Here is a 19,315-nt window from a genome sequence, read left to right on the forward strand (position 1 = left end):
TGCCGGGCATCGCTCACTGCTGTGCGTCCGCCAGCCAGGTACGCCAGACGAGACCGCTGTTGGGCACCTCGGGCCGGTCGAGAAGCCACAGCACGTACCCGGCGTGCAACTGCGCCCAGGGATTCTCCGAGCGCCGCGCCGCCTCCAGCCGTACGCGCAGCGGAGGCCCGTCGACGATACGGGCCACGCGCACGTACTCGCGGTCCTTGCAGCGATAGGCCCGCCGTACGACGATCTCCACCAGGTCGATCAGCTTGGTCCGGGCCACCGGATCCCGCCCGACGGAGTCCACGGCGAGTTCCCGGATGAGCTTCTCCTTGGTCCCCCACTCCTTGGCGGCGAGGGTCCACTCGTCCGGATACCGGGCCTCCCACTCCAGGAAGAGCAGGGCGTACGGCAGCCCCGGCCAGTCCACGATGTCCTCGTGATCCAGGCTGTTCCACACACCGTCGGGCAGCGAACGGGCCCCGGCCCGCAGCCGCTCCTCCCAGGCCGACCGAAGAGCCGGCACCTCGTACGGCTCCTCCACTCCCTGTTCCTGCAGCGACATCAACGTCGTGTTGAAGCGCGCCACGGCCTCCGCCGCCGCTTCCTGCGCGGAGGCCAAGTGATCGAGTGCGACGGCCCGCTCGGCAGGATTCTTCGAGATCAGTCCGTACGCCCAGGCCAGCCGCTCGTCCCACGCCAGGGCGTCGTCCATGTCCGCCCCGCGCCCTTTCTCATGCCCCATGTGCCCCATGGGACAGATCATCCCCGAGCGGACCCGACACCACCCCTCCGGGCATGGGTACCGGTAGGAAACGCAGGGGAAAGGGGCCGGATCCGCGGGGGGACCGTGGGCAGCGGGTCCCTGCCCCTTCGGGCATCGTCCCTGCCCCGGAGCTTCCTGATCAGGCACCGGCGATACGTATAGCGTCCGAGAGTGAGCCTTTGGACTTCCCTCGAACCCGCCTCCGCGACCGTGGACCCGGGTGGCAGCACGACGGTGCGACTTCGTCTTCGCAACACGGGTGACGTCGTCGACGAATACCGTTTCGAGGCGGTCGGGGCTCTGGCGCCGTGGACGGCTGTCGAACCGCAGACGCTGCGGCTGTATCCGGGTACGACGGGTTCGGTGGACCTGACGTTCGCGCCGCCGCGCACACCCGATGCGACGGCGGGCCCGAATCCGTACGCGATACGCATCACGCCGACCGAGCACCCCGAGGCGACGACGGTCCCCGAGGGCAACTTGACGATCACCCCCTTCACGGAGGTGCGCGCGGAGCTGGTCCCGCCGACCGTGAAGGGCCGCTTCCGGGGCCGCCCCAAGCTGGCCGTGGACAACCTGGGCAACACGAAGCTGACTGCTTCCGTCAGCGGCAGCGACAACGGCGACCAACTGTCGTACGACATCCACCCGGCGAACGTACAGATCGAGCCGGGGCGTGCGGCGTTCGTGAAGACGACGCTCAAGCCGCGCCAGATCAGTTGGTTCGGATCCAAGGAGTCCCGCCCCTACACACTCGCCGTGCAGCGGTCCGGCGTAGGGCCCTTGGACGTCGAAGGCACGTACATCCAGAAGAGCTTCCTGCCGCGCTGGCTCGCGACCTTCCTCGGCATCTTCATGGCGCTCGCGATCACCTTCGTGATGCTGTGGATCGCCTACAAGCCCAACGTCCGCAGCACCGCCACGGAGAAGCTCCAGGAGGCCGGCGTCAGCACGCTCGCTCCCTCCCCCTCGCCGACCCCCGAGGCGCCGAAGGCCCCGTCGGTCGAGCCGGTGGCCTCCGAGCCCGCCGCTCCGGCGGCGTCCGGCGACAGCGGCGGTGGCGCCGGCGGAGGCGGGGGGAACCCGAAACCGAAGCCGAAGCCGGTCGTACCCGCGACCGACATCCTCCTGCGGAACACCGCCACCAAGCGATGCGCCGACATCCCGGGCAAGGGCAAGGGCAAGAAGGACGGCCGGGTACAGCAGTTCACGTGCGACGAGAGCGCCGACGACAACCAGCTCTGGGACCTTGAGGTGCGCTACCCGAAGCTCGCCCCCGGCGGCACGGCCCTCTTCCAGATCCGCAACGTCAAGGACCAGTTCTGCATGGACCTGCCGGGCGTCGGCCCCCAGCCCATCCACGCGGCGATCTCCGAGGCAGACTGCGTAGGCACGACGGACGACAACCAACTCTGGTGGGTCGACAAGCAGGACAGCGGCGCCTACTGGATCCGCAACTTCGCCAGCAACCACATGTGCCTGGAGGTGGGCGGAAACCGCGACAGCACGGACGAGGTACGCCTCCTACTCTTCACGTGCACCAACACGGACGACCAGGAGTGGCAGATCATCAGCCCCGCGAACGACTAGGGCTTTTCACAGCGCCCCCCACGCTCCGAAAGCCGCCAACCGAACCCGGCGTGCAGGCGAGACGCGCCCGCGCCCGCAATCCCCGCCCCACAACCCGACCAACCCGCCCGTATCCCACCCAGCGGGCCCCCGCTCTTCCGGGCCGCACGCTCGCTTCTGACCCGTGCCGGAGCGGGCCGGGTCAAGGGTGAAGCGCAGCGCAATCGCCGCAGGCGACGGCCGCAGGCCGCCCTTTACACGGCGCGCGGAGGCACGACACTGCCAGGAAGCGTGCGGCCCGACCAGCACTTCGTCAGTAGGCCTTACCAGCACCCACCCGGACCACCCCGACCTCCGCACCACCCAGCGGCGTGGGGGTCAGCAATTGGCAGCCGCAGCCGCAGCCGCACTCTGCTCCCTCACCCCAGCCAATCGCCGCTGATACAGCGGCCCAGCGGCGAAGGCCCCTCTGGCCTCACTGGGAGTGGACAACTCCATGAGGTGGTGGGCGACGGCCTTGAGATGCGCGGACCAGGCCAACACATGCTGCTGAGCGGTCCGCCCACATTCTTGCGGCTCACCGGGAAGACACAACGGCAGCGAGGGCCCCAACTTGTTCGCCGCATGCCGGACGTAACGCGCGACCGCGGCCCACTCATCATCGGTCCGCTGCACGGCGCTGTTGACGCCCTCCGCACCCCACGCCCCGAAGTCGTCACCGTGATCGTCCATGCGCGCTCCTCACCATCGCAGCGGATCAAGCCGGTACGCCGAGCGTAACGGCGCCGTCTGCTCCCCTGGGGTCACAGTGCCCGACGGAGGGTACGCACGGACCACAAGGACCGCACATCGGCAGGAACTGAGGCGGAGTACAGGACTGTGCGCCTTCTCCATGCACGGCTGTGATGTCTGCGCAGACCTTCTTCATCTGTCCCCCGCCCCAAATCTCAGCGAGGGGAGCGCTCAGCACGTTTCCGATGGTCAGGAATCGACCCAGGACGCAGGGCCATACGTCACCGTTCGGACCGATGGCGCATTTCTCGTGAGCGCAGTGCCCGCACAGATCGCTGATCGTCGGGGCAGCCCCTTTGCTCGCCCGCCCGAATGCCCGGCTCTTGTCTCCGCCCACCATTCCCACGCCGAGCACCGCAAGGTCCCTTGCCGCTTCACGGACGCGTTGGCCCTCCCGGACCACCACGACGCCGCCACGAAGCGGGATGTCGAGGCCCAGTGCCCTTTCGACATTCGCCCGCGTCCTCCTGTGAGAACCCCTGAGCCGGGTCACCGAGTCGTGCTCCTCCGCTGTGTCGGAGTAATACGAAGTCGCCAGCTTGACCCCGCATTCTTTGAACGTCTCCCACAGCTCGTCACGGATGTGCGTCATGTTGGAGAACACTTCGACGGACAGTCCGGAACCGTGAGAGTGCCGGATCAACGCCGGAAGGTGCGGATACAGGGTCGGTTCACCACCGATGAACTGAATGTCCAGCGTCCCCATGTCCGCGAGCTGGTCGATGACGCGAAGCCAGTCCTGAACGGTCAGAGTGCCGTGAGTCCCCTTGGGTGAGGAGTCCGCATAGCAGTGGTCGCAGAACTCATTGCACAGCCCGGTGACCTCCAGCCACACGAACTTGAGTGCGTTTCGGGCAGCGCTCATTACAGGACTCCATTCGGGGTTTTCACGATTCGGGGACGCAGTTGCCGGGGCCTCCCGTCCCGGGCCCGCAGCGCGAAGGCCGCCGCCCCGGTGAGTTGCGACGTCTTGTCGGTTCGCCTCCGCGGAACAAGCGTCGATCCCGAAACCCATCCGTGACTAGCGGCCCCGTGTTGGCCGGCTGTCGGCCAGAATCGGCACATGGGCAGCTGCGTTGGGGCCAACATCCGACACCTGCGTGAACAGCGAGGGTGGAGTCAGTCACGGCTGGCGCGTGAGGTCTGTCAGGCGGCGCGAGTATCCGGGGAACCAGTCGGACGCCAAGAGGTCAGCCGTTGGGAGACGGGCAAGCGCACGCCTCGCGAATGGTTGCCGTTCCTGGCCACTGCGCTGGGTGTGACCGTGGATGCCCTCGTAACCGCGCAGAAGACGGTTGACCCGCCTCTGCCGACCCTGACTGAATTCCTGCCCGAAGGGGACCCGCTGAGCCCTTTGGAATGCCGCACGGGGCGACGCGTCGGTATGGGTACCGTGAGCGAATTACAGCAGCGGGTTCACGGGCTCCGACTCGCTGACGACGTGCTTGCGGGTGGAGACCTGATCCGGCCCGCGCTCAGAGACGTACGGCGCGCGGTGAAGCTGTACCGGGAAAGCTCACACACCAGCGAAGTTGGGCAGCAACTGCTCAGTCAAATCGGCGAGTTGGCGCAGATCGCAGGATGGATCGCCAGCGACGCCGGCCAGCACGAGGAGGCGGAGCGAATCTACCGGCTGGGAATCAGCGCCGCACGGCAGGCGGAAGACCACACCCTCGCGGGGAATCTCGCCGGCTCACTGGCCTACCAGATGAGTAATACCGGACGGGAGGCCGAAGGGTTGACGCTGGCTCAAATCGCCCTGCATGACGCCGGCAGCGAAGCGCCCCCGAAGGCCCGTGCGCTGTACCTGGACAGGGTGGCATGGGCGTACACGAAAGCCGGGGGCGCGACCGGCGGACAGCAGGCCATGCGCGCGTTGGGGGAAGCCGGACAAGCACTCAGCGAGGACAGCGAGGGGATCGAGTCACCCGCCTACCTCTACTGGGTGGACGCCGGGGAACTCAAGGTCATGGAATCGCGCGTCTACACGGAACTTCACCGGCCGCTGCGCGCTGTGCCGTTGCTCCGGGAAGTCCTTGGTGGCTATGACGCGACACATGCCAGGGAAATGGCCCTGTACCTGTCCTGGCTCGTGGTCGCCCTGGCTGACGCCAACGAACCGGAAGAGGCGGCAGCCGTCGCGGAACGGGTCATTTCTCTGGGATCCGAGACCTCGTCGGAGAGAGTGGCGGAACGAATGCGCGTCATTTTCGATCGGTTGCAGGACTATACGGGCGTGCCAGAAGTCGCCGCTCTGCTCGCGGAGCACTGAAGCAGCCACGCTCTGTCTGCGGGAATGGTCCTACAGCGCCCGTATGAAGGCACGCCAAGCATGCACACGAACGGTGAGTACGGGCCCGTCGGCATCCTTCGAGTCGCGCAGGAGAACCCCGCCGACACCATGGGCGCACTCGACGCACTCACCGCCCGCGCCGTTGCTGTGGGAGGACTTGAACCACGACGAGGGAGCGTCGGAGACCGGCCGCGCAATCTTCATCCTGCGTATTCCTTAAGAACGGACTTGATGAGCTGGACGGACCGCTGAGGGCTCAGAGCGGCGGCTCGCAAGCCGTCGAAAGCCCTGGTGTACTCCCGCACATGATGCTCCCCTTCGAGGTAGACGGCATCGGTGATGCCGTCCCGGTACACGATGTCCGGGTCCTCCTGGTCGGGGAAGCCGAGCATGGTGAACGATCCGGTGGCCGGGTAGGTGCCTGAGTCGAAGGGCAGGATCTGCAGAGTGACGCTCGGAAGCTCCGAGCACTCCACGAGACGTTCGAGTTGCTCTCGCATCAGGGGCCGATCCCCGATGACATTGCGAAGGGACCCCTCGTTCACGACGAACCAGGCGTCCGGGGCTTCCGGCCTCCTCAGCATGGTCTGACGTTCCATGCGCACACGCACAGCCCGTTCGATGTCCTGGGCCGGCAGATGGGCCCCGGTCGTGTGGAGTTCGCCCGCGTACGCCGGAGTCTGCATGAGCCCGGGCAGCAACTCGCACTGATACTGGCGAAATGTGGAGGCCTCCTGCTCCAGGCCGATGTAGATCGAGAACCACTGCGGCACCCCCGACCCGTGCTCCTGCCACCACCCGCGTGTTTTGGCCTGCCGCGCCAGAGACTTCAGGAACTCCCTCAGCTCGTCGCCGGTCTCGTAGTAGCGGCACAGCGCATCGATGTCGGACGGTTGGACCCTGCCGCTTCCCGTTTCCATCCGATTGACCTTGGAGCCACTCCAGTCCAGCGCCGCACCGACCTGTGCGCAGGTGAGGGCGTTGGCCTCGCGCAGTTTCTTCAACTCGATCGAGAGGCGACGACGACGCGCCGTCGGTGAACCTGCCATCTCCAACACCCTTCGCAGTAACTGGCGATCAGTCTCGTGCCAAGGGGCGCGCTTGCCAATCACTCAGAAGTGGGAATCCCGCCGTGCACATTGCATTTCGGGATGCGATCGCGCCACTCTTCCAGTGAAGCAACTCCCTGTGAACGCTCGTGACGCTCCGCTGTCCATGTGGAGTCGGGGGAGTCGGCATACGACGAGAGGGACCTTCGTGATTCGGGAAGCCTGTGTGTCACCTGGCCGGTGGAAGCTGCAGTTCCTGGCGGAGGCCGAGGAAGTAGCAGCTCTACGTTCCGCCCTACGGGTCCACCTGGGACAGTGGGGTCTGGACGAACTCGTCGACACGGCCCAGCTCTGTGTCAGCGAACTCGTCTCCAACGTGGTCACCCACGTCGGTCCGGGCACCCCCGCCACATTGATCGTGGGCAAGGAGGGAACCGGTCTGCGCATCGAGGTCCATGACCCTGACACCCGTGCGCTGCCCACCCTCCGCAACGAAGGCGTCGACTCCGAGTCGGGACGGGGCATGGACCTCATCACCGCTGTGACCGATCGGTGGGGCGTCCAACTCCTCGCCGACAGGAAAGTGACGTGGTGCGAGCTGGCCACCGCCAACCTCTCGCCGCGCGGGCACAGCGGCGGGACGCGCGTCACGCGCGCTGAGGCGATGCTCGGCTTCTACCGGGCAGCCGGGCTGCCTCGTACCGTGGGCTCGGAGGGCACCCTGCTGAGCGTGGCCGTCGCGGAGGAGGCGGCGATCGACGTGATCGCCGACCTCCTCCACTGGCTCCGGGCGCACGACTGCGACCCGAACGAAGCTCTGGATCGGGCACAGACCCACTTCGAGGCCGAGACGAATTCACGGGGCATCCGGTGAGGCGTTGCTCAACCGGTCAGAAGGTCCGCGAAGAACCCGATGGTCGGGTCCTCCGGAGTGCCTACCAGCAGGGCGCGGTCGAGCAGACAGTTGTTGTGCTCGCAGCTCGTCTCCGGGAGCATCACGCAGGCGTGGCAGGCGGCGAGGTTGGTGCTGCCTGTGCCGGTGGCCTCGGACTCGATGCACAGGGGATCGGCGGAGCACCACTGCGCGCGGTGCACGGCAGAGCGCAGTGCCTGCGCCAGCCGTGTCGGCTCCCCCTGGGCGACGACACCACCGAGGCTGCCCGCCGAGTCGCTGGTGGCCGTGTATATCAGCAGACCGGCCATCGTCTCGTCCGCGTACAGGCGCTCGCGCAGGGAGGCGGCCGGATAGCCGGCGTCCAGGCTCCACTCGTTGATCAGCGCGTGGGCCAAGGTGTGCAGCAGCACCATGCGGGGCTCTGCGGGCGAATCGGGGACCTGCGCGGGGTCGGAGGCCCGCTCCCGCAACAGCCGTTCGTGATTGGCGCGGATGCGGTCGACCCGGGCGGCCACCGCGGTGCAGGCGGCCCACCTCTCCAAGCGATCGTCGTCCAGGCGCAGGAAAACGCCCTCACCGTGGACCTCCATGGCGGGCAGCCAGGTGGTGGGCCGCAGGGACAGCGCCGCCTCGTGCACCTCGACGTTCGAGTCGGGGGCGGTGACGCGGGAGAAGGCCTTGAGCGCGCGGACCTCACGCAGGCGCTTGACGAGCATCGGGGTCATCAGGCCGGTGGGGAGGAGAGGGGCGCTGTCGCCGGACGGCGGCTCGCACACGAACTGCTGGCGTCGGTCGTTGTCGGCCTCGGCGTTCCCGGCGCAGAGACGTTCGTACTCCTGCCTGCGCAGGGCGAGGTAGCGGTGGTTCTGCCCGGCGGAAGACCCGTCGGGATCGGGATCCTCCTGGTCCTCCGCCTCGATCAGGGCGAGAACGGCGTCGGTGGAGATCTCCTCGTTCGGGAACGCTCCCTGGAGGTAGATCGCCAGCTTCGAAGGATCGGAGGCGTACTCGCGCACGGTGTCCCACCGTCCCGAAAGGCGATCGGCGAGGCCGTCGCTCCAGGGTGGGATCGACAGTGCCGACTTGAGGACCGGAGCCCAGACGACCGAAGAACCACGCTGGAGCGTGCGCGGCGGCTGGGCACATGACTCCGCGGGCGCGTCCTTCAACCACGGACGCTTACCTGAGCAAGGGACCTTGAGGTCGGCGAGCGCGGAGCGCCGGAACGCGCCCTCCATCGATGCCTCGGGCACGCCGCACGTACACGAGATGCGGATGGAGCGGAGCGAGGCGGTACGACCGGAGGTACGCAGACGCAGCTCGCCGCCGCAGTGACCGGACGCGCCGTCCGCCCGGTTGCCCCGATGCACCCACTTCCAGTAGGGGAAGTCGTCGAGGTGCCCGTGCTCGCACGCCACCACGAAGCGGGAGGGAACGAGGTCCTCCTCGCAGTCGGTGCAGATGTTCTTGCCGGGCGGCGGGTTGAAGCCCCGCACGTGCTGGAGTGCGTCGCAGCGGGGACAGGAGTGCCAGAGCGGGAAGCGGCGTACCCGGATGCCGTCCTTGCTGTCGTCGTCCGAAGCGGGGGGCAGCCGGAAGTGCTGGACTCCGAGGATGCGCGCCAACCTGTGCTCATGGATGATCGGCGCCTCTTCCAGGCTCCAGGCCTCGTGGGCCCCGTCGAGGCCGGCCACGACGAACGACTCGTTGTCGACCGCGATCAGCGAACCGACACCGTACGTGGTGATCATCTGAGCCCGGCGCACGGTCCCACGTCGGGGGAGGCTACGTCGGGGGGCGCCGCGTCGGCGGGCGGGGGGCGGGGTCATCGGGAAGCCTCCATGAACAGGGCGGACTCGGCGTCGACGTCGCGCAGACTCCACAGGGTCGGCCAGGCCTCGGCGTCCTCCGACTCGTCGTCGTACGCCTTGAGGAGGGACGGTGTCCTGTTTCCGCGTACGGGCTCGTACAGGAGGCCGCCGAAGAACTCGGCGTCCTTCTCCCACGAGTCCACGAACTCGTCGTAGGCGTCGGAGGTCGCGTCGTACTCCTCCTCGTCGACTCCCTGCACGCGAGCCATGAGGATCGGCTTGATCTCGTGACGAAGGGTGTCGATGTAGTCGGCGATACGGCCCGCGCCGTCGTTCGGCCGCGCGGCGGGGATCAGGATGCGGGCCAGCGCCACCACGACCGCGTGCAGACCACGGGCACGCGCCCGGGAGGAGAACGGGGTCACGGACGTCGACTCCACCTCGCGGTACAGGGCCGAGTGGAAGTGCAGGAAGTTCTCGTAGTGGGACCGGTCGCGGGAGCGCGTCGAGTTGAGCATGACGGCGACCAGACCGGGGTGGGAACGCCCGACCCGGCTGGTGGCCTGGATGTACTCGGCGGTGGTCTGCGGCTGGCCCATGACGGCCATCAGGCCGAGCCGGTCCACGTCCACGCCGACCGAAATCATGTTCGTGGCCAGCAGGACGTCCACGACGTCCGGGTCGGGATAGCGCCGCTCGATCTGTTTGAGCCGGGCCGGGATCGCGCTGGCGTCGATGCGGCTGGTCAATTCCGCGTACCCGTCCGTGCCGCGCGGAGCTTCGAGTCCGTCCCGCTCGGCCAGGAGATCCAGGTACGACACCACGTCGTCGTGCACCTGGAGTTCGGCCGCGGACAGCAGACGCAAGCTGTTGAAGTAACCGACCAGGGTCCAGTAGGCGTCGCGCACCTCGTCGGTGGTGTCGGTGCGCATCGCCTGGTGCAGGAGAGTGGCGTAGGTACGGATCAGCAAGGTCGACTGACTGGTGCCGGGGGCAAGGAGTCCGACGTAGCGCCGGCTGGCCTTCTTCTCGCGCGGCGTCTCGACGGCGAACCACGAGTCCCGCGAGTCGAGACCCGCGGGCGGGAACTGCCGCACCTCACGGTCGAACAGAGCCTTGCCCTGTTCCCCGGCCCGACGGATCGTCGCCGTGGAGGCGATCACCTTCGGCTGGTCTGCGAGGGCGTCGACGGCGGTCTCGTACAGACCCGTGAGAGTGCCGAGCGGACCGGAGATGAGATGCAGTTCGTCCTGCACGATCAGCTCGGGAGGCGGCGTGCCGTCGGAGCGGTCACGGTTGAAGAGCGCGGCGGTCCGCTCGCGCCACGGCATCGAAGCGAACTTGTCGACGGTGGCGATGACGAGTGTCGGCCGGGCGTCGTACACCGCGTCGTCCACGAGATGCACGGGTAGACCGGAGGTGAAGTCGCAGCCGTCGCCGGGGCAGCGCACGTACATGCGCCGGGCGTCCTCGTCCACCTCGTAGTCGTCGGCGTCCATGGCGGTCCCGCACCACGGGCAGTAGTGGAGCTGGGCCGGATTCTCCTTCTGCAGGGTCTTACCGGCGCGCAGCTCGTCGAGCTTCCCGGCCGCGACCTTCAGCTTGTTGGGCGTGGCGGACCTTCCGACCCACATGCCGATCGAGATCTGCTCGGACCCCAGCGTCGCCGGATCCTGACGACGCATCAGTTCCATGGCGCAGATGAGGATCGTGGCGCGTTCGAACTGCTGAAGGGTGAGCAGCCGCAGCGTGTAGCGCATGAGGACGGTGACGCCGCCACCACGCTCCTTGCCGCGGATGCGACGCAGGAAGGTGGTGAAGGCGATCAGACCCAGATACGCCTCGGTCTTGCCACCACCGGTCGGGAACCAGAGAAGGTCGGAGATCCGGCGGTCCTCGTGGTCCGCGTCCTCGATGCCGGTCAGGCACAACAGGACGAAAGCGATCTGGAAGGGCCGCCAGCGGCCCGACGTGACGTCGGGTTCGCCCTTTCGACCGCCTCTCACCCAGTCGGTGCGTGCCCGCTGCTGCGCCATGGCCTGGTTGGCAAGACGGAAGGCGTACATGACGTCGGGTTCGGATCGCAGGAGCTCGATGCCTCGGCGGACACGACACAGCGCCTCGCGGCATGCGCGGATCTGCTCGTGAGCGGTTCCCTCGTACGGGGTGCCGGACAGTTGGGAGGCTTCCGCGTCCTTCCGGACGATCCACTGCTCGTAACCGTTCGCCAACCCTTCGAGGGCGGACAGCACGTCGACGTCCGGGCGGGTGGCGAGGTCGTGCATACGGAGCGCGGAGTCGTCGATCTCCGGGTTGGAGTCGGTCAGCAGGACCTCGTGCGTGGGCAGGAACTCGGTACGGACCTCGGCGATCGCGGCCCGTTCTATGTCGGTGACCCCGACCTGTGGCGGTGTCCAGTCCCAGGCGGCCGAGCAGCCGTGCCCGACGGCGAACGTCGGGGCGTGCCGGTGCAGGAGCCGGCTGGTCTCCAGCTCCTCGTCGACCGCGCGGAGGACTGCGGGGCGCTCGACGAAGGCGGAGGACCCGTTGGCGGCGGTGACTGTCAGCCGAGGCTGGAAGAGGGCGTAGGCGTCCTGGAGCTCACGCTCGCCCACCTTGTTGCGGTTGATCAGCGTGACGGTGACGGTGACGGTCCCGGTGGCGCTCGGTTTGCGGACCAGGACGTCGAGTTCGACGCCGTCGGCCAGTTCCGGCCTCGGTGTCAATCGGCCGGAGTTGGTGACGTCGACCGACACCTCCGGCAGGTCGAGCACCCGACGCCGCCAGTGTTCACGTTGGGCCACGGTGGTTCTCGACTCGGCCCGCTTGGGTGCCACCTTGCGGCCCTCGGAGTCGACCGGGTCGTACATGGCGGCCCGAGCCTTCACCACGATCGTGTCCGTCGCCGTCGGATCGACGGCGAACGTCAGGCCCATGCTGGAGGGCCTGCGGTCCCCGGCCGACGGCAGCTCGACCGCAGGGGCAGACTCGTCCGCGTTGTCGTGGCTCAGGACGGGAGCGGCGTCGAGGCCGTCCTGCTCGGCCTCGTCCTCCTCCACCTCTTGGCGCGCAGTCGTGTCGGCGGGCTTTGGATAGAGCACACCGATGGGGTAGACGGTGATCGGTGCGTCCTGGGTGAGGACCTCCTCGCGGTCCTCACCGACGGCGTCGTCGGCCGGACCGAGCAGGTCACGACGCAGTCTTTCGACGAGGTCCTCACGGGCCCGGTAGTGGGCATCGTGGCGTCCGGTCGTGCTGTCGGTCATGCCTTCTCGTCTCCCTTGTGAGCGCCCGGGGCGCGCCGGTAACTACCGAGTCCGTCGAGTCGGGGGACCATCCACACCCCGTGGTCGCCGAGCCCGGCTCGGATGCCCGCGGCGGCGCTGCCCGCGACCGTTTCCACGCAGCTGACACGCAGACCGGTGATCTCGACGGGCCAGCTCACCTCCCAGTTGCGGGAGATCTTCTCCACCGCGTACAAATCCTTGCGGAAGCTCTCCGAGACCTCGCCGATCTCGCAGTCGCGGTGGTGTAGCCCGTAGGGCGGGCTCTGGTCCGTGCCCATCTGCATCTCGTGGCGCAGCCGCAGGGTGATCTCGTCCCCGGGGCGTACGTGGTCGAGCAGATATTTCTGCACTGACAGGGCAGAGGTGTCCGTCAGGTCCGAGCCCGGCGGCTCCTCCCAGGACACGTCCCGGTCGGCCGCGGCGACGCCGTACCGCTGGTGCGCCTTCCACCCGCCCTTGTAGAAGCGGTCCGTACGACGTTCCCTGCGGATCTGCGCGGTGTTCGGCGGGCGTACGTGGCAGAGGTCCGCACGGGGCCGGGTCATCGCGACGTACAGCGCGCGTGTCTCCGCGGCCGGGTCCACCACGGTGTGCTGCTTGCGCAGCTCGGCCAGGGCGGGCGGGGTCAGCAGGATCACCCGGTCGTACTCCAGCCCCTTGGCCCGGTGGACGGTCGAGACGACGAGCCGGGACGACTCCGGAGACGCGAGCTCGTCGGGGAACCGGCCGTCGGCCACCGCTCGACGCACTCCGTCCAGCTCCAGGAACCCGCGCGGCCCCCGCGCCACACCGCGCAGGGAACGCCAGACCTGGGCGGGGTCGGTGCCGTCCGGCAGCGGGATGTCGGCGACGAGCTCTAGGAAGCGCGCCTCGGCCAGGGTGGGCGCACCGGCGCGACGGAGCAGCTCGGCCACCCAGTAGGGCACGGGACGGTCACGCAACGACCGCTTCAGGCTGTGGTCGATGCCGTGGGAGGCGAGCAGTTCGGACACCGTCAGGGCCTGGCGGTTGTCCCGGGCGAGGATCGCGCAGGTGTCGGGATAGACCTGCAAGGCCGCCAGGGTCGACGGGTCGTCGAGGAAGCCCAGGTCGGGGAGGACCGAAAGCCGGCCGCACAACTCCCGGTAGAGATGTTCGCCCTCCTTGTCCGCGCTGTCCGGGCCGAGCCGCTGGATCTCGGGACCCAGCGGCAGGGCGGTCCGCGCGTCGGGCGTCTCGGCGCGGAAGTTCTCGGTCAGGTGCAGTTCGACCAGATCGTCGGGGTAGGAATTGCGAAGCCAGGTCAGGAAGTGGTCGACCTCGGCGGCCCGGGCGTCCGGGTCGTCGATCTGGAAGCCGTAGATCGACTGCGCTGAGTCCCCGACGACGGTGAACCCGCACGAGTCCTGGAACTGGTCGAGCAGGGTCTCGACCATGTTCCGGCGGTCGCCGACGAGGTCCTGCACCTCGTCGATCACCACATGGGAGGGCCCTCCCGTCTCGCCGGCCTCGACCGCTCCCTTCTCGATGGCCCGCGTCGCCTCCCTGATCCGTTCGTCGAAGGTGCGGCGCCCCCACTCCTCGTCCGGGTACGCCTGGGCCAGCAGGGCGTACGCCCAGGAGTCGAAGGTCTGGACGCGCACCCGCCGGGCCCGCTGCCCGTGCGTGGCGATGCGATGACGCAACTCGCGCACGGCAGCCCGGGAGAAGCTGAGCACGAGGATCTCCCCGGCTTCCAGCGCTTCCTCCTCGTGACCGACCAGGGCGTCGAGACGCCGGACCAGGGTGTGGGTCTTGCCCGACCCGGCGCCGGCCGTCACCAGGACGCGTGCGTCCCAGGGCCGGTCGACGACGGCCCGCTGCTCGCCGGTGAGCGCCGGGCTGTCGGCGTAGGCGTCGATCACTTCTTGCTCCAGAGGTGCTCGAACTGAGTGAAGGCCAGGGCCTTGCCGTAGTTGGTGATGTTGTCGCGGACGTTGAGGATCAGGCAGGTGTCCTTGCCGCCGTTGCGGGGGCCGCGCAGACCGCGCCCGATCATCTGCTGGTACACGTTGGGGCTGTAGGTGGGGCGGGCGACGACGACGGCTCGCGTCGCCGGGGCGTCGAAGCCCTGGGTGAGGACGCCGTAGTTGGTGAGCACCCGGGTGCGCCCGCTGCGGAACGCGTCGATCCGGCGGCGGCGGTCGGAGGTGGGCGTGGCCGAGTCCACGGCTGCCGCGCCGATGCCCTGGTCGTTGAGCTTGGCCGCCAGGAACTTCGCATGGCTGACGGAGGTCGCGAAGACGAGAACCGGCCAGTCGTCCGGCATGGTCCTGATCTCGGCGATGATCCGGTCGTTGCGGTCGTGGTCCTCCGCGAGCCGCTGCTCGGCCGCCTTGGACAGGATGCTCAACTGCTCGGCGCGCTGTTGCTCGTCCGGGGTGAGCTCGATGGTGCCGCCGGTGAGTTCCCGGTGCTCGACGCGGGCCAGCATGCCGAGTTCCTGGAGTTCCGCATACGGATCACCTGTCGTGAAGACTCCCTCGTCCAGTCGCGTGCTGCCGAACCGCCGGACGAGACGCTCGGTCTCCTCGACGTTGGTGTTGCGGAACGGGGTGGCCGTCAGACCGAGCAGGTGCCGGTCGGTGCGGGACGCGGTGAGACCCAGGTGGGACAGGATCTCGGTGTACTGCGGGGCGATGGCCATGTGGGCCTCGTCGACGATGACGAGCGCGGCTCGGCGCAGCCAGGCGTAGGCGTCGGTGTCGAGGCAGACCCGCAGCTTGGCGTCCGTCGCCACCACGAGGTGCGGCCTGTCGGTGACCGGTCCCGCCTCGTTCGTGGTCCAGAGCCTGCTGATCACGAGCGGTGTCTCCGCGCCGACCTTCTCCCACACGAACTTCCAGCTCTGCACCGCCTGTTCGCACAGCTCCTCGCTCTGGGCGATCCACAGGATCGGGCCGTCCAACTTCTCCACCTGCTTGACCCAACGGATCACCGCTTCCGCCGTCACGCGCGTCTTGCCCGCGCCGGTGGGCAGGGACAGCATGCCGCGCTGTGGGGCGATACGGTCCAGCAAGGCGAACACGTTGGTCGCCAGCCGCTCCTGGTAGTCGTGGAGGCGGGGGAACTGGGTGGGACCGGACACCTCGATCCGAGGCTCCAGGGAAGGGGCCCTGACGCCGGCGAAGGAGTCGGGGAAGTCGAGGTCGGAGACGAAGGAAACCGCTCGGGAGCTGCCGGAGAACGACGACGGGGCGTTGGCCGGATAGTTGGCCTGGAGATCCCGGACGTGAACTTGAAGTATGCCGTCGCCATGGGCGTTGAACGCCAACTGCGCGATGCGGGAGCCGGAGGGCTCCGACCCACCGAGAGCGGCCTTCTCGCTGTCCAGCAGCCCGGCGGGCAGCCCGGAGCGCAGGGCGTCGGCACCGATGAGCAGTTCCAGCTTGGTCACCACGCTCTCGGCCCCGCGCACCGCCTTCAGCGTCTCCTGGACCTTACGGTTCTGCTCCTGCTGCTCCTGTGCGTCGAGCACCTGACGGCAACCCGCCTCACGGAGATTCAGGCGCAGTTCGCTGTCCACCGCGACGAGCGCCTCCAGATCGGTGACGGGCTCCAGCACCAGGACGGTCGTGCCGTCCAGCGCACTCCTCAACGGGGTGGCCTTCATACCGTTGGGGGTACGCAGGACCTCTTCCAGCTCGGAGCAATGCAGCAGGGAGTACTCGTTGGCGGCCTTGCCCACCCTCTGTCGGAGCGTGGGGTAGGCATCGCGCAGCGGGATCGGCTCACCGGCGGCCACGTGCCGGGTCTCCTTGCTGATGACGTCCGCGTACGGCAGCATGCCCCACTGCTTGACGAGCAGTGCCGCGTCTCCGGGGGAGGCGGTGAGCAGGGCGGGTACCTGCTCGGCTCGCAGTGCTTTGTACTCGGCCGGCGTGGCGGCCACGGCGATCTCGCCGTCCTCGCGGGTGCTCCATTTCGTGCCGACGCGACACCGGGTGAGGGAGTCCTCGGGGAAGGCGACCTCCAGACGGGTCAGCATCACGTACATGTTGCCGACGAAGGCGTCGTCCTCACTCTCCTTCAACTGCTCCAGGAGCTGGTCCCAGTGCTTGTCCGGCACCTTGTCGAGGTTGACGGGAAGCCCCAGCTTGCGGGCCTTCTCGGGGCTGATCGCGGCGACCGGCAGCAGGTCGCGGTAGGCGTCGAGCTGCGGGCCGACGGCATCGGTGAGCGGCTTGAGGCCCTGGGAGGTGCTCACCCGGCCGTGGCGACGCAGCATCCAGCGCAGGGGTGAGGCGACGGGCTGACGTGTGTTGACCTGGGCGCCGAACTGGCGCGTCCAACGGTCGATCACCGAGTCGTCGGACAACGTCGCCACGAACGCGGCCCTCGCCTCGTCCGACATCAGCGGAAGCAGGTGAAGGGGACCGCCCACAGCGGCGCCTTCGAGCTTCATACGGTTGAGCTGCGGCCGGGCAGCACGATTGTCCAACTGCCCCAGGGAGAGCTCGTAGGCCCACTCGCGGTATGCCCGCTCGTACCAGTCCTCGCCCTCCGGCCGGTAGCCGCCCGTCGGTCGGTCGCGCAGGCCGACCTCGCGGAAGAAGCCGGCGTCGTCCGAGTGGAAGCGCATGTCGACCGTGAGGGACGGGTCGGATTCAGCGGTCACCACCGGACCGGGGAGCATCGTGCTCCGCATCGGACGGTACGTACCGTCGGCCACCCGGACGTGGAGCGTGGTGAGCGGCGTCGCCACCCGGGAGCGGACCTCGTTGGAGACGTGACTGCCTCCCGCGCTGTGGAACAGCTCCCAGAAGTGGTTCCAGTCCTGGGGTGCGTAGTTGTCGAATCCCTGGTCCAGGACGCCGACGAAGCGACCGCGCGCGTCCGCCTCCTGGATTCCGATGGAGTTCAGGGCCATCGACAGGGAGTCGTCGTCGGACAGTTCGGCGTGGACGTACACCAGATCGTCCTTCAGCCCGTCCTGGACCGACCGCCGGAAGACCTTGCCCGCGACCGGCGCGACGAGACCGTGTTCCTCGGTGAGGATGACGCGCGCCTTGCGGGCTTCGACGGCGTACGGGGACGTCACCCCGATCATGTCGGCGACGATCCGGATCGCGGCGGCGGAGGCTGCCGGAGTTCCGTCCGAGACGAGTGCCTCCAACCACTCCTTCACGGTGGAACGGTTCAGTTCGGCGGCTTCCAGGATGTGCTTGACCTTGCCCGCGCGGAGGTTGTCGGCCTCGGACGAGGGGTGCAGCCACTTCGTGGGACGGCCGGCGTAGGCGTTCCACATCGCCAGCCACCGCACCTGGTCCTTGGGGGTGGCCTTGCCCAGGTCCGGAGGGAAGCTCAGGTCACGAGGGGTCTGCAGGACACCGTCCTGGTCCGGAAGGGAGGGGCGCTGCGCCGTCGCCGCCCAGATGTGCCGGGTCAGGTAACGGTCGGCCCAACTGACGGTCTCCGACTCACGGGCACGCCCGGGCAGCAGCGGAAGGTAGGCGGCGGGGTCCTCGGCGGGCGCGAGCTGCGGCAGTGAATCGACGACGAGGCGTGCCCCGACCTGGATCAACTCCTCGTTGAACGGGGACGAGTCCAGCAGGTTCTGCCGGTCCTCGTTGGTCTTCCAGGCCCCGTTCAGGTATCCGCTCAAGGTGATGTCGTACTTCGTGGGGAAGAACGACCAGAACTTGCCGCGTCCCCGGGGGGACGTCAGCAGGCCGGTCGCCTCGTCCCTGGTGTACGCCTGGACCGCCCAGGAGACGTCGATCGCGATCCGGTCGTGCATCTCGCCGGCGCTGAGACGGGCGCGCTCCGTGGGGTGGTGCGTGTGCGTGAAGACATTCCACCGGTGGGCCACGGCGGGGCTTCCGGTCCGCTGCTCGTGGACGATGCGGGTGTGGCCGTCCTGCTCCGTGTTGAGCACCCGCCGGACCACCGGACGAAGACGTCGGTCCTCAAGGGCCACTTCACCCACATGAGGGGAGAAGAGCTGGAAACCGGCCGGGAAGCTGTCCCGCACCGGGTTGACGCCGTTCCCTTCCTTGCGGGAAGAGGGAACGGCGTGCATGTCGTAGGCCAACTTCTCGTCGGCCTTCGGGAGCAGAGGCAGGCGGACCACCGTGGTCGCCCACCGCATCAGTTCGTCGAGCGTCCGGTCCTTGCCCCGCTCGGCCGCCCCGTCCAGCGGTCGGGCCATACGCAGCACCGGCGCCTCGAAGTCCTCGCCGAGACGCTCGACCCCGGGCACGCCTCTGATCTGCTCGTACGCCCAGTCACGGTCGAACCCGAAGCACCCCGTACGACTGAAGAACTCCGGCGCGTCCGACACGACGAGCACGGATTTCACGCCGACGCCGAAGCGTCCGATCTGACCGCCCCTCTTTCGGGACATACTCATCCGCAGAATGGTCTCGGCACCCTCGGGGGTGACCGGAGTTCCCTGGTTCGCGCAGTAGAGGTGCGTATCCGTCAGGACGACGTGCACCTTTCCACCGGGCTCGTCGGCGATCTCGTCGGCGGCGTTCTGGACGAGCTCGAAGAGTTGCCGGTCACCGTAACCGCCCTGGGTGATCCGTCTCTCTCCGTTCGCATGTTCCGGAATGAGCCCGGGGTCGACGCGATAGGTCTCCAGGACACGGGCGGACTGTTCGACGACGGTCTTGATCACAGGCGTTTCCATGTCGGCCACGGGCGGGACTCCATTCGGGAACGGCGAGCACGAAGAAGGGCGGGAACCGGCCACCTGGAGAAGTGGCCAGGCGTGGTGCTGGACGGTGAAATACGTGGTGGGAGTGGTGCCGCTGCTCGTGGGGTCAGCGGTGATGGTGAGGACAGGGACGTGCTGACCGAGCCGATGGTTCCTGTTTCTCTGTGACTCAGAGGAAGGAAATCGTTT

The 19,315-nt window shown here is 68.1% G+C and carries 11 protein-coding genes; 3 read left to right on the plus strand and 8 right to left on the minus strand.

Annotated elements, in window-relative coordinates:
* Positions 1-13: 13 nt before the first annotated feature.
* Positions 14-730 carry a hypothetical protein gene (locus tag C6Y14_RS08950; RefSeq protein WP_107016418.1) on the minus strand — a complete coding sequence of 239 codons (717 nt, stop codon included), beginning with the start codon at positions 728-730 and terminating at the stop codon, positions 14-16.
* Between the two features lie 192 nt (positions 731-922).
* On the opposite strand from C6Y14_RS08950, the gene C6Y14_RS08955 reads away from it, so the two are divergent.
* Positions 923-2,341 carry an RICIN domain-containing protein gene (locus C6Y14_RS08955; RefSeq protein WP_107016007.1) on the plus strand — a complete coding sequence of 473 codons (1,419 nt, stop codon included), beginning with the start codon at positions 923-925 and terminating at the stop codon, positions 2,339-2,341.
* A gap of 736 nt (positions 2,342-3,077) precedes the next feature.
* On the opposite strand, the gene C6Y14_RS08965 is transcribed toward C6Y14_RS08955, so the two are convergent.
* Positions 3,078-3,977, minus strand: coding sequence for a radical SAM protein (locus C6Y14_RS08965; protein WP_107016009.1), 900 nt, complete (start codon positions 3,975-3,977; stop codon positions 3,078-3,080).
* 198 nt (positions 3,978-4,175) lie between these two features.
* Here C6Y14_RS08965 and C6Y14_RS08970 point away from each other — a divergent pair, with 198 nt between their 5' ends.
* On the plus strand, positions 4,176-5,384 hold the full coding sequence (locus C6Y14_RS08970; protein WP_107016010.1) for a helix-turn-helix transcriptional regulator: 1,209 nt from the start codon (positions 4,176-4,178) through the stop codon (positions 5,382-5,384).
* A 30-nt stretch (positions 5,385-5,414) separates the two neighbouring features.
* Here C6Y14_RS08970 and C6Y14_RS08975 read toward each other — a convergent pair whose 3' ends face one another.
* Together C6Y14_RS08975 and C6Y14_RS08980 are read right to left on the minus strand one after the other, a co-directional pair.
* Entirely contained in the window at positions 5,415-5,609 is a 195-nt protein-coding gene (locus C6Y14_RS08975) for a DUF397 domain-containing protein (RefSeq protein ID WP_107016011.1), read from the minus strand.
* On the minus strand, positions 5,606-6,454 hold the full coding sequence (locus C6Y14_RS08980) for a helix-turn-helix domain-containing protein (protein WP_199854678.1): 849 nt from the start codon (positions 6,452-6,454) through the stop codon (positions 5,606-5,608). The genes C6Y14_RS08975 and C6Y14_RS08980 overlap by 4 nt, the downstream gene beginning before the upstream one ends.
* 226 nt (positions 6,455-6,680) lie before the next feature.
* Between C6Y14_RS08980 and C6Y14_RS08985 the strand changes: the two genes are divergently transcribed.
* Positions 6,681-7,328, plus strand: coding sequence for an ATP-binding protein (locus C6Y14_RS08985; RefSeq protein WP_225890977.1), 648 nt, complete (start codon positions 6,681-6,683; stop codon positions 7,326-7,328).
* Between the two features lie 8 nt (positions 7,329-7,336).
* On the opposite strand, the gene drmB is transcribed toward C6Y14_RS08985, so the two are convergent.
* The 4 genes from drmB to C6Y14_RS09005 are packed head-to-tail and all read right to left on the minus strand — an operon-like array spanning position 7,337 to position 19,099.
* Entirely contained in the window at positions 7,337-9,178 is a 1,842-nt protein-coding gene (gene drmB, locus C6Y14_RS08990; RefSeq protein WP_107016012.1) for a DUF1998 domain-containing protein, read from the minus strand.
* Positions 9,175-12,426, minus strand: coding sequence for a helicase-related protein (locus C6Y14_RS08995; RefSeq protein WP_107016013.1), 3,252 nt, complete (start codon positions 12,424-12,426; stop codon positions 9,175-9,177). The genes drmB and C6Y14_RS08995 overlap by 4 nt, the downstream gene beginning before the upstream one ends.
* Entirely contained in the window at positions 12,423-14,330 is a 1,908-nt protein-coding gene (locus C6Y14_RS09000; RefSeq protein WP_199854679.1) for a UvrD-helicase domain-containing protein, read from the minus strand. The genes C6Y14_RS08995 and C6Y14_RS09000 overlap by 4 nt, the downstream gene beginning before the upstream one ends.
* Positions 14,327-19,099, minus strand: a complete 4,773-nt coding sequence (locus C6Y14_RS09005; protein ID WP_107016421.1) for a DEAD/DEAH box helicase — start codon at positions 19,097-19,099, stop codon at positions 14,327-14,329. The genes C6Y14_RS09000 and C6Y14_RS09005 overlap by 4 nt, the downstream gene beginning before the upstream one ends.
* Positions 19,100-19,315 lie beyond the last annotated feature (216 nt).

Source organism: Streptomyces dioscori (genome assembly GCF_003024195.1).
Taxonomy (GTDB): domain Bacteria; phylum Actinomycetota; class Actinomycetes; order Streptomycetales; family Streptomycetaceae; genus Streptomyces; species Streptomyces dioscori.

What these genes read in the sequence shown, in the direction of transcription:
- C6Y14_RS09005 (WP_107016421.1), bottom strand. Translation starts at nt 19,099, where the DNA reads ATGGAAACGCCTGTGATCAAGACCGTCGTCGAACAGTCCGCCCGTGTC.
- C6Y14_RS08970 (WP_107016010.1), top strand. Translation starts at nt 4,176, where the DNA reads ATGGGCAGCTGCGTTGGGGCCAACATCCGACACCTGCGTGAACAGCGA.
- C6Y14_RS08975 (WP_107016011.1), bottom strand. Translation starts at nt 5,609, where the DNA reads ATGAAGATTGCGCGGCCGGTCTCCGACGCTCCCTCGTCGTGGTTCAAG.
- C6Y14_RS08980 (WP_199854678.1), bottom strand. Translation starts at nt 6,454, where the DNA reads ATGGCAGGTTCACCGACGGCGCGTCGTCGTCGCCTCTCGATCGAGTTG.
- C6Y14_RS08965 (WP_107016009.1), bottom strand. Translation starts at nt 3,977, where the DNA reads ATGAGCGCTGCCCGAAACGCACTCAAGTTCGTGTGGCTGGAGGTCACC.
- drmB (WP_107016012.1), bottom strand. Translation starts at nt 9,178, where the DNA reads ATGACCCCGCCCCCCGCCCGCCGACGCGGCGCCCCCCGACGTAGCCTC.
- C6Y14_RS08995 (WP_107016013.1), bottom strand. Translation starts at nt 12,426, where the DNA reads ATGACCGACAGCACGACCGGACGCCACGATGCCCACTACCGGGCCCGT.
- C6Y14_RS08950 (WP_107016418.1), bottom strand. Translation starts at nt 730, where the DNA reads ATGGGGCATGAGAAAGGGCGCGGGGCGGACATGGACGACGCCCTGGCG.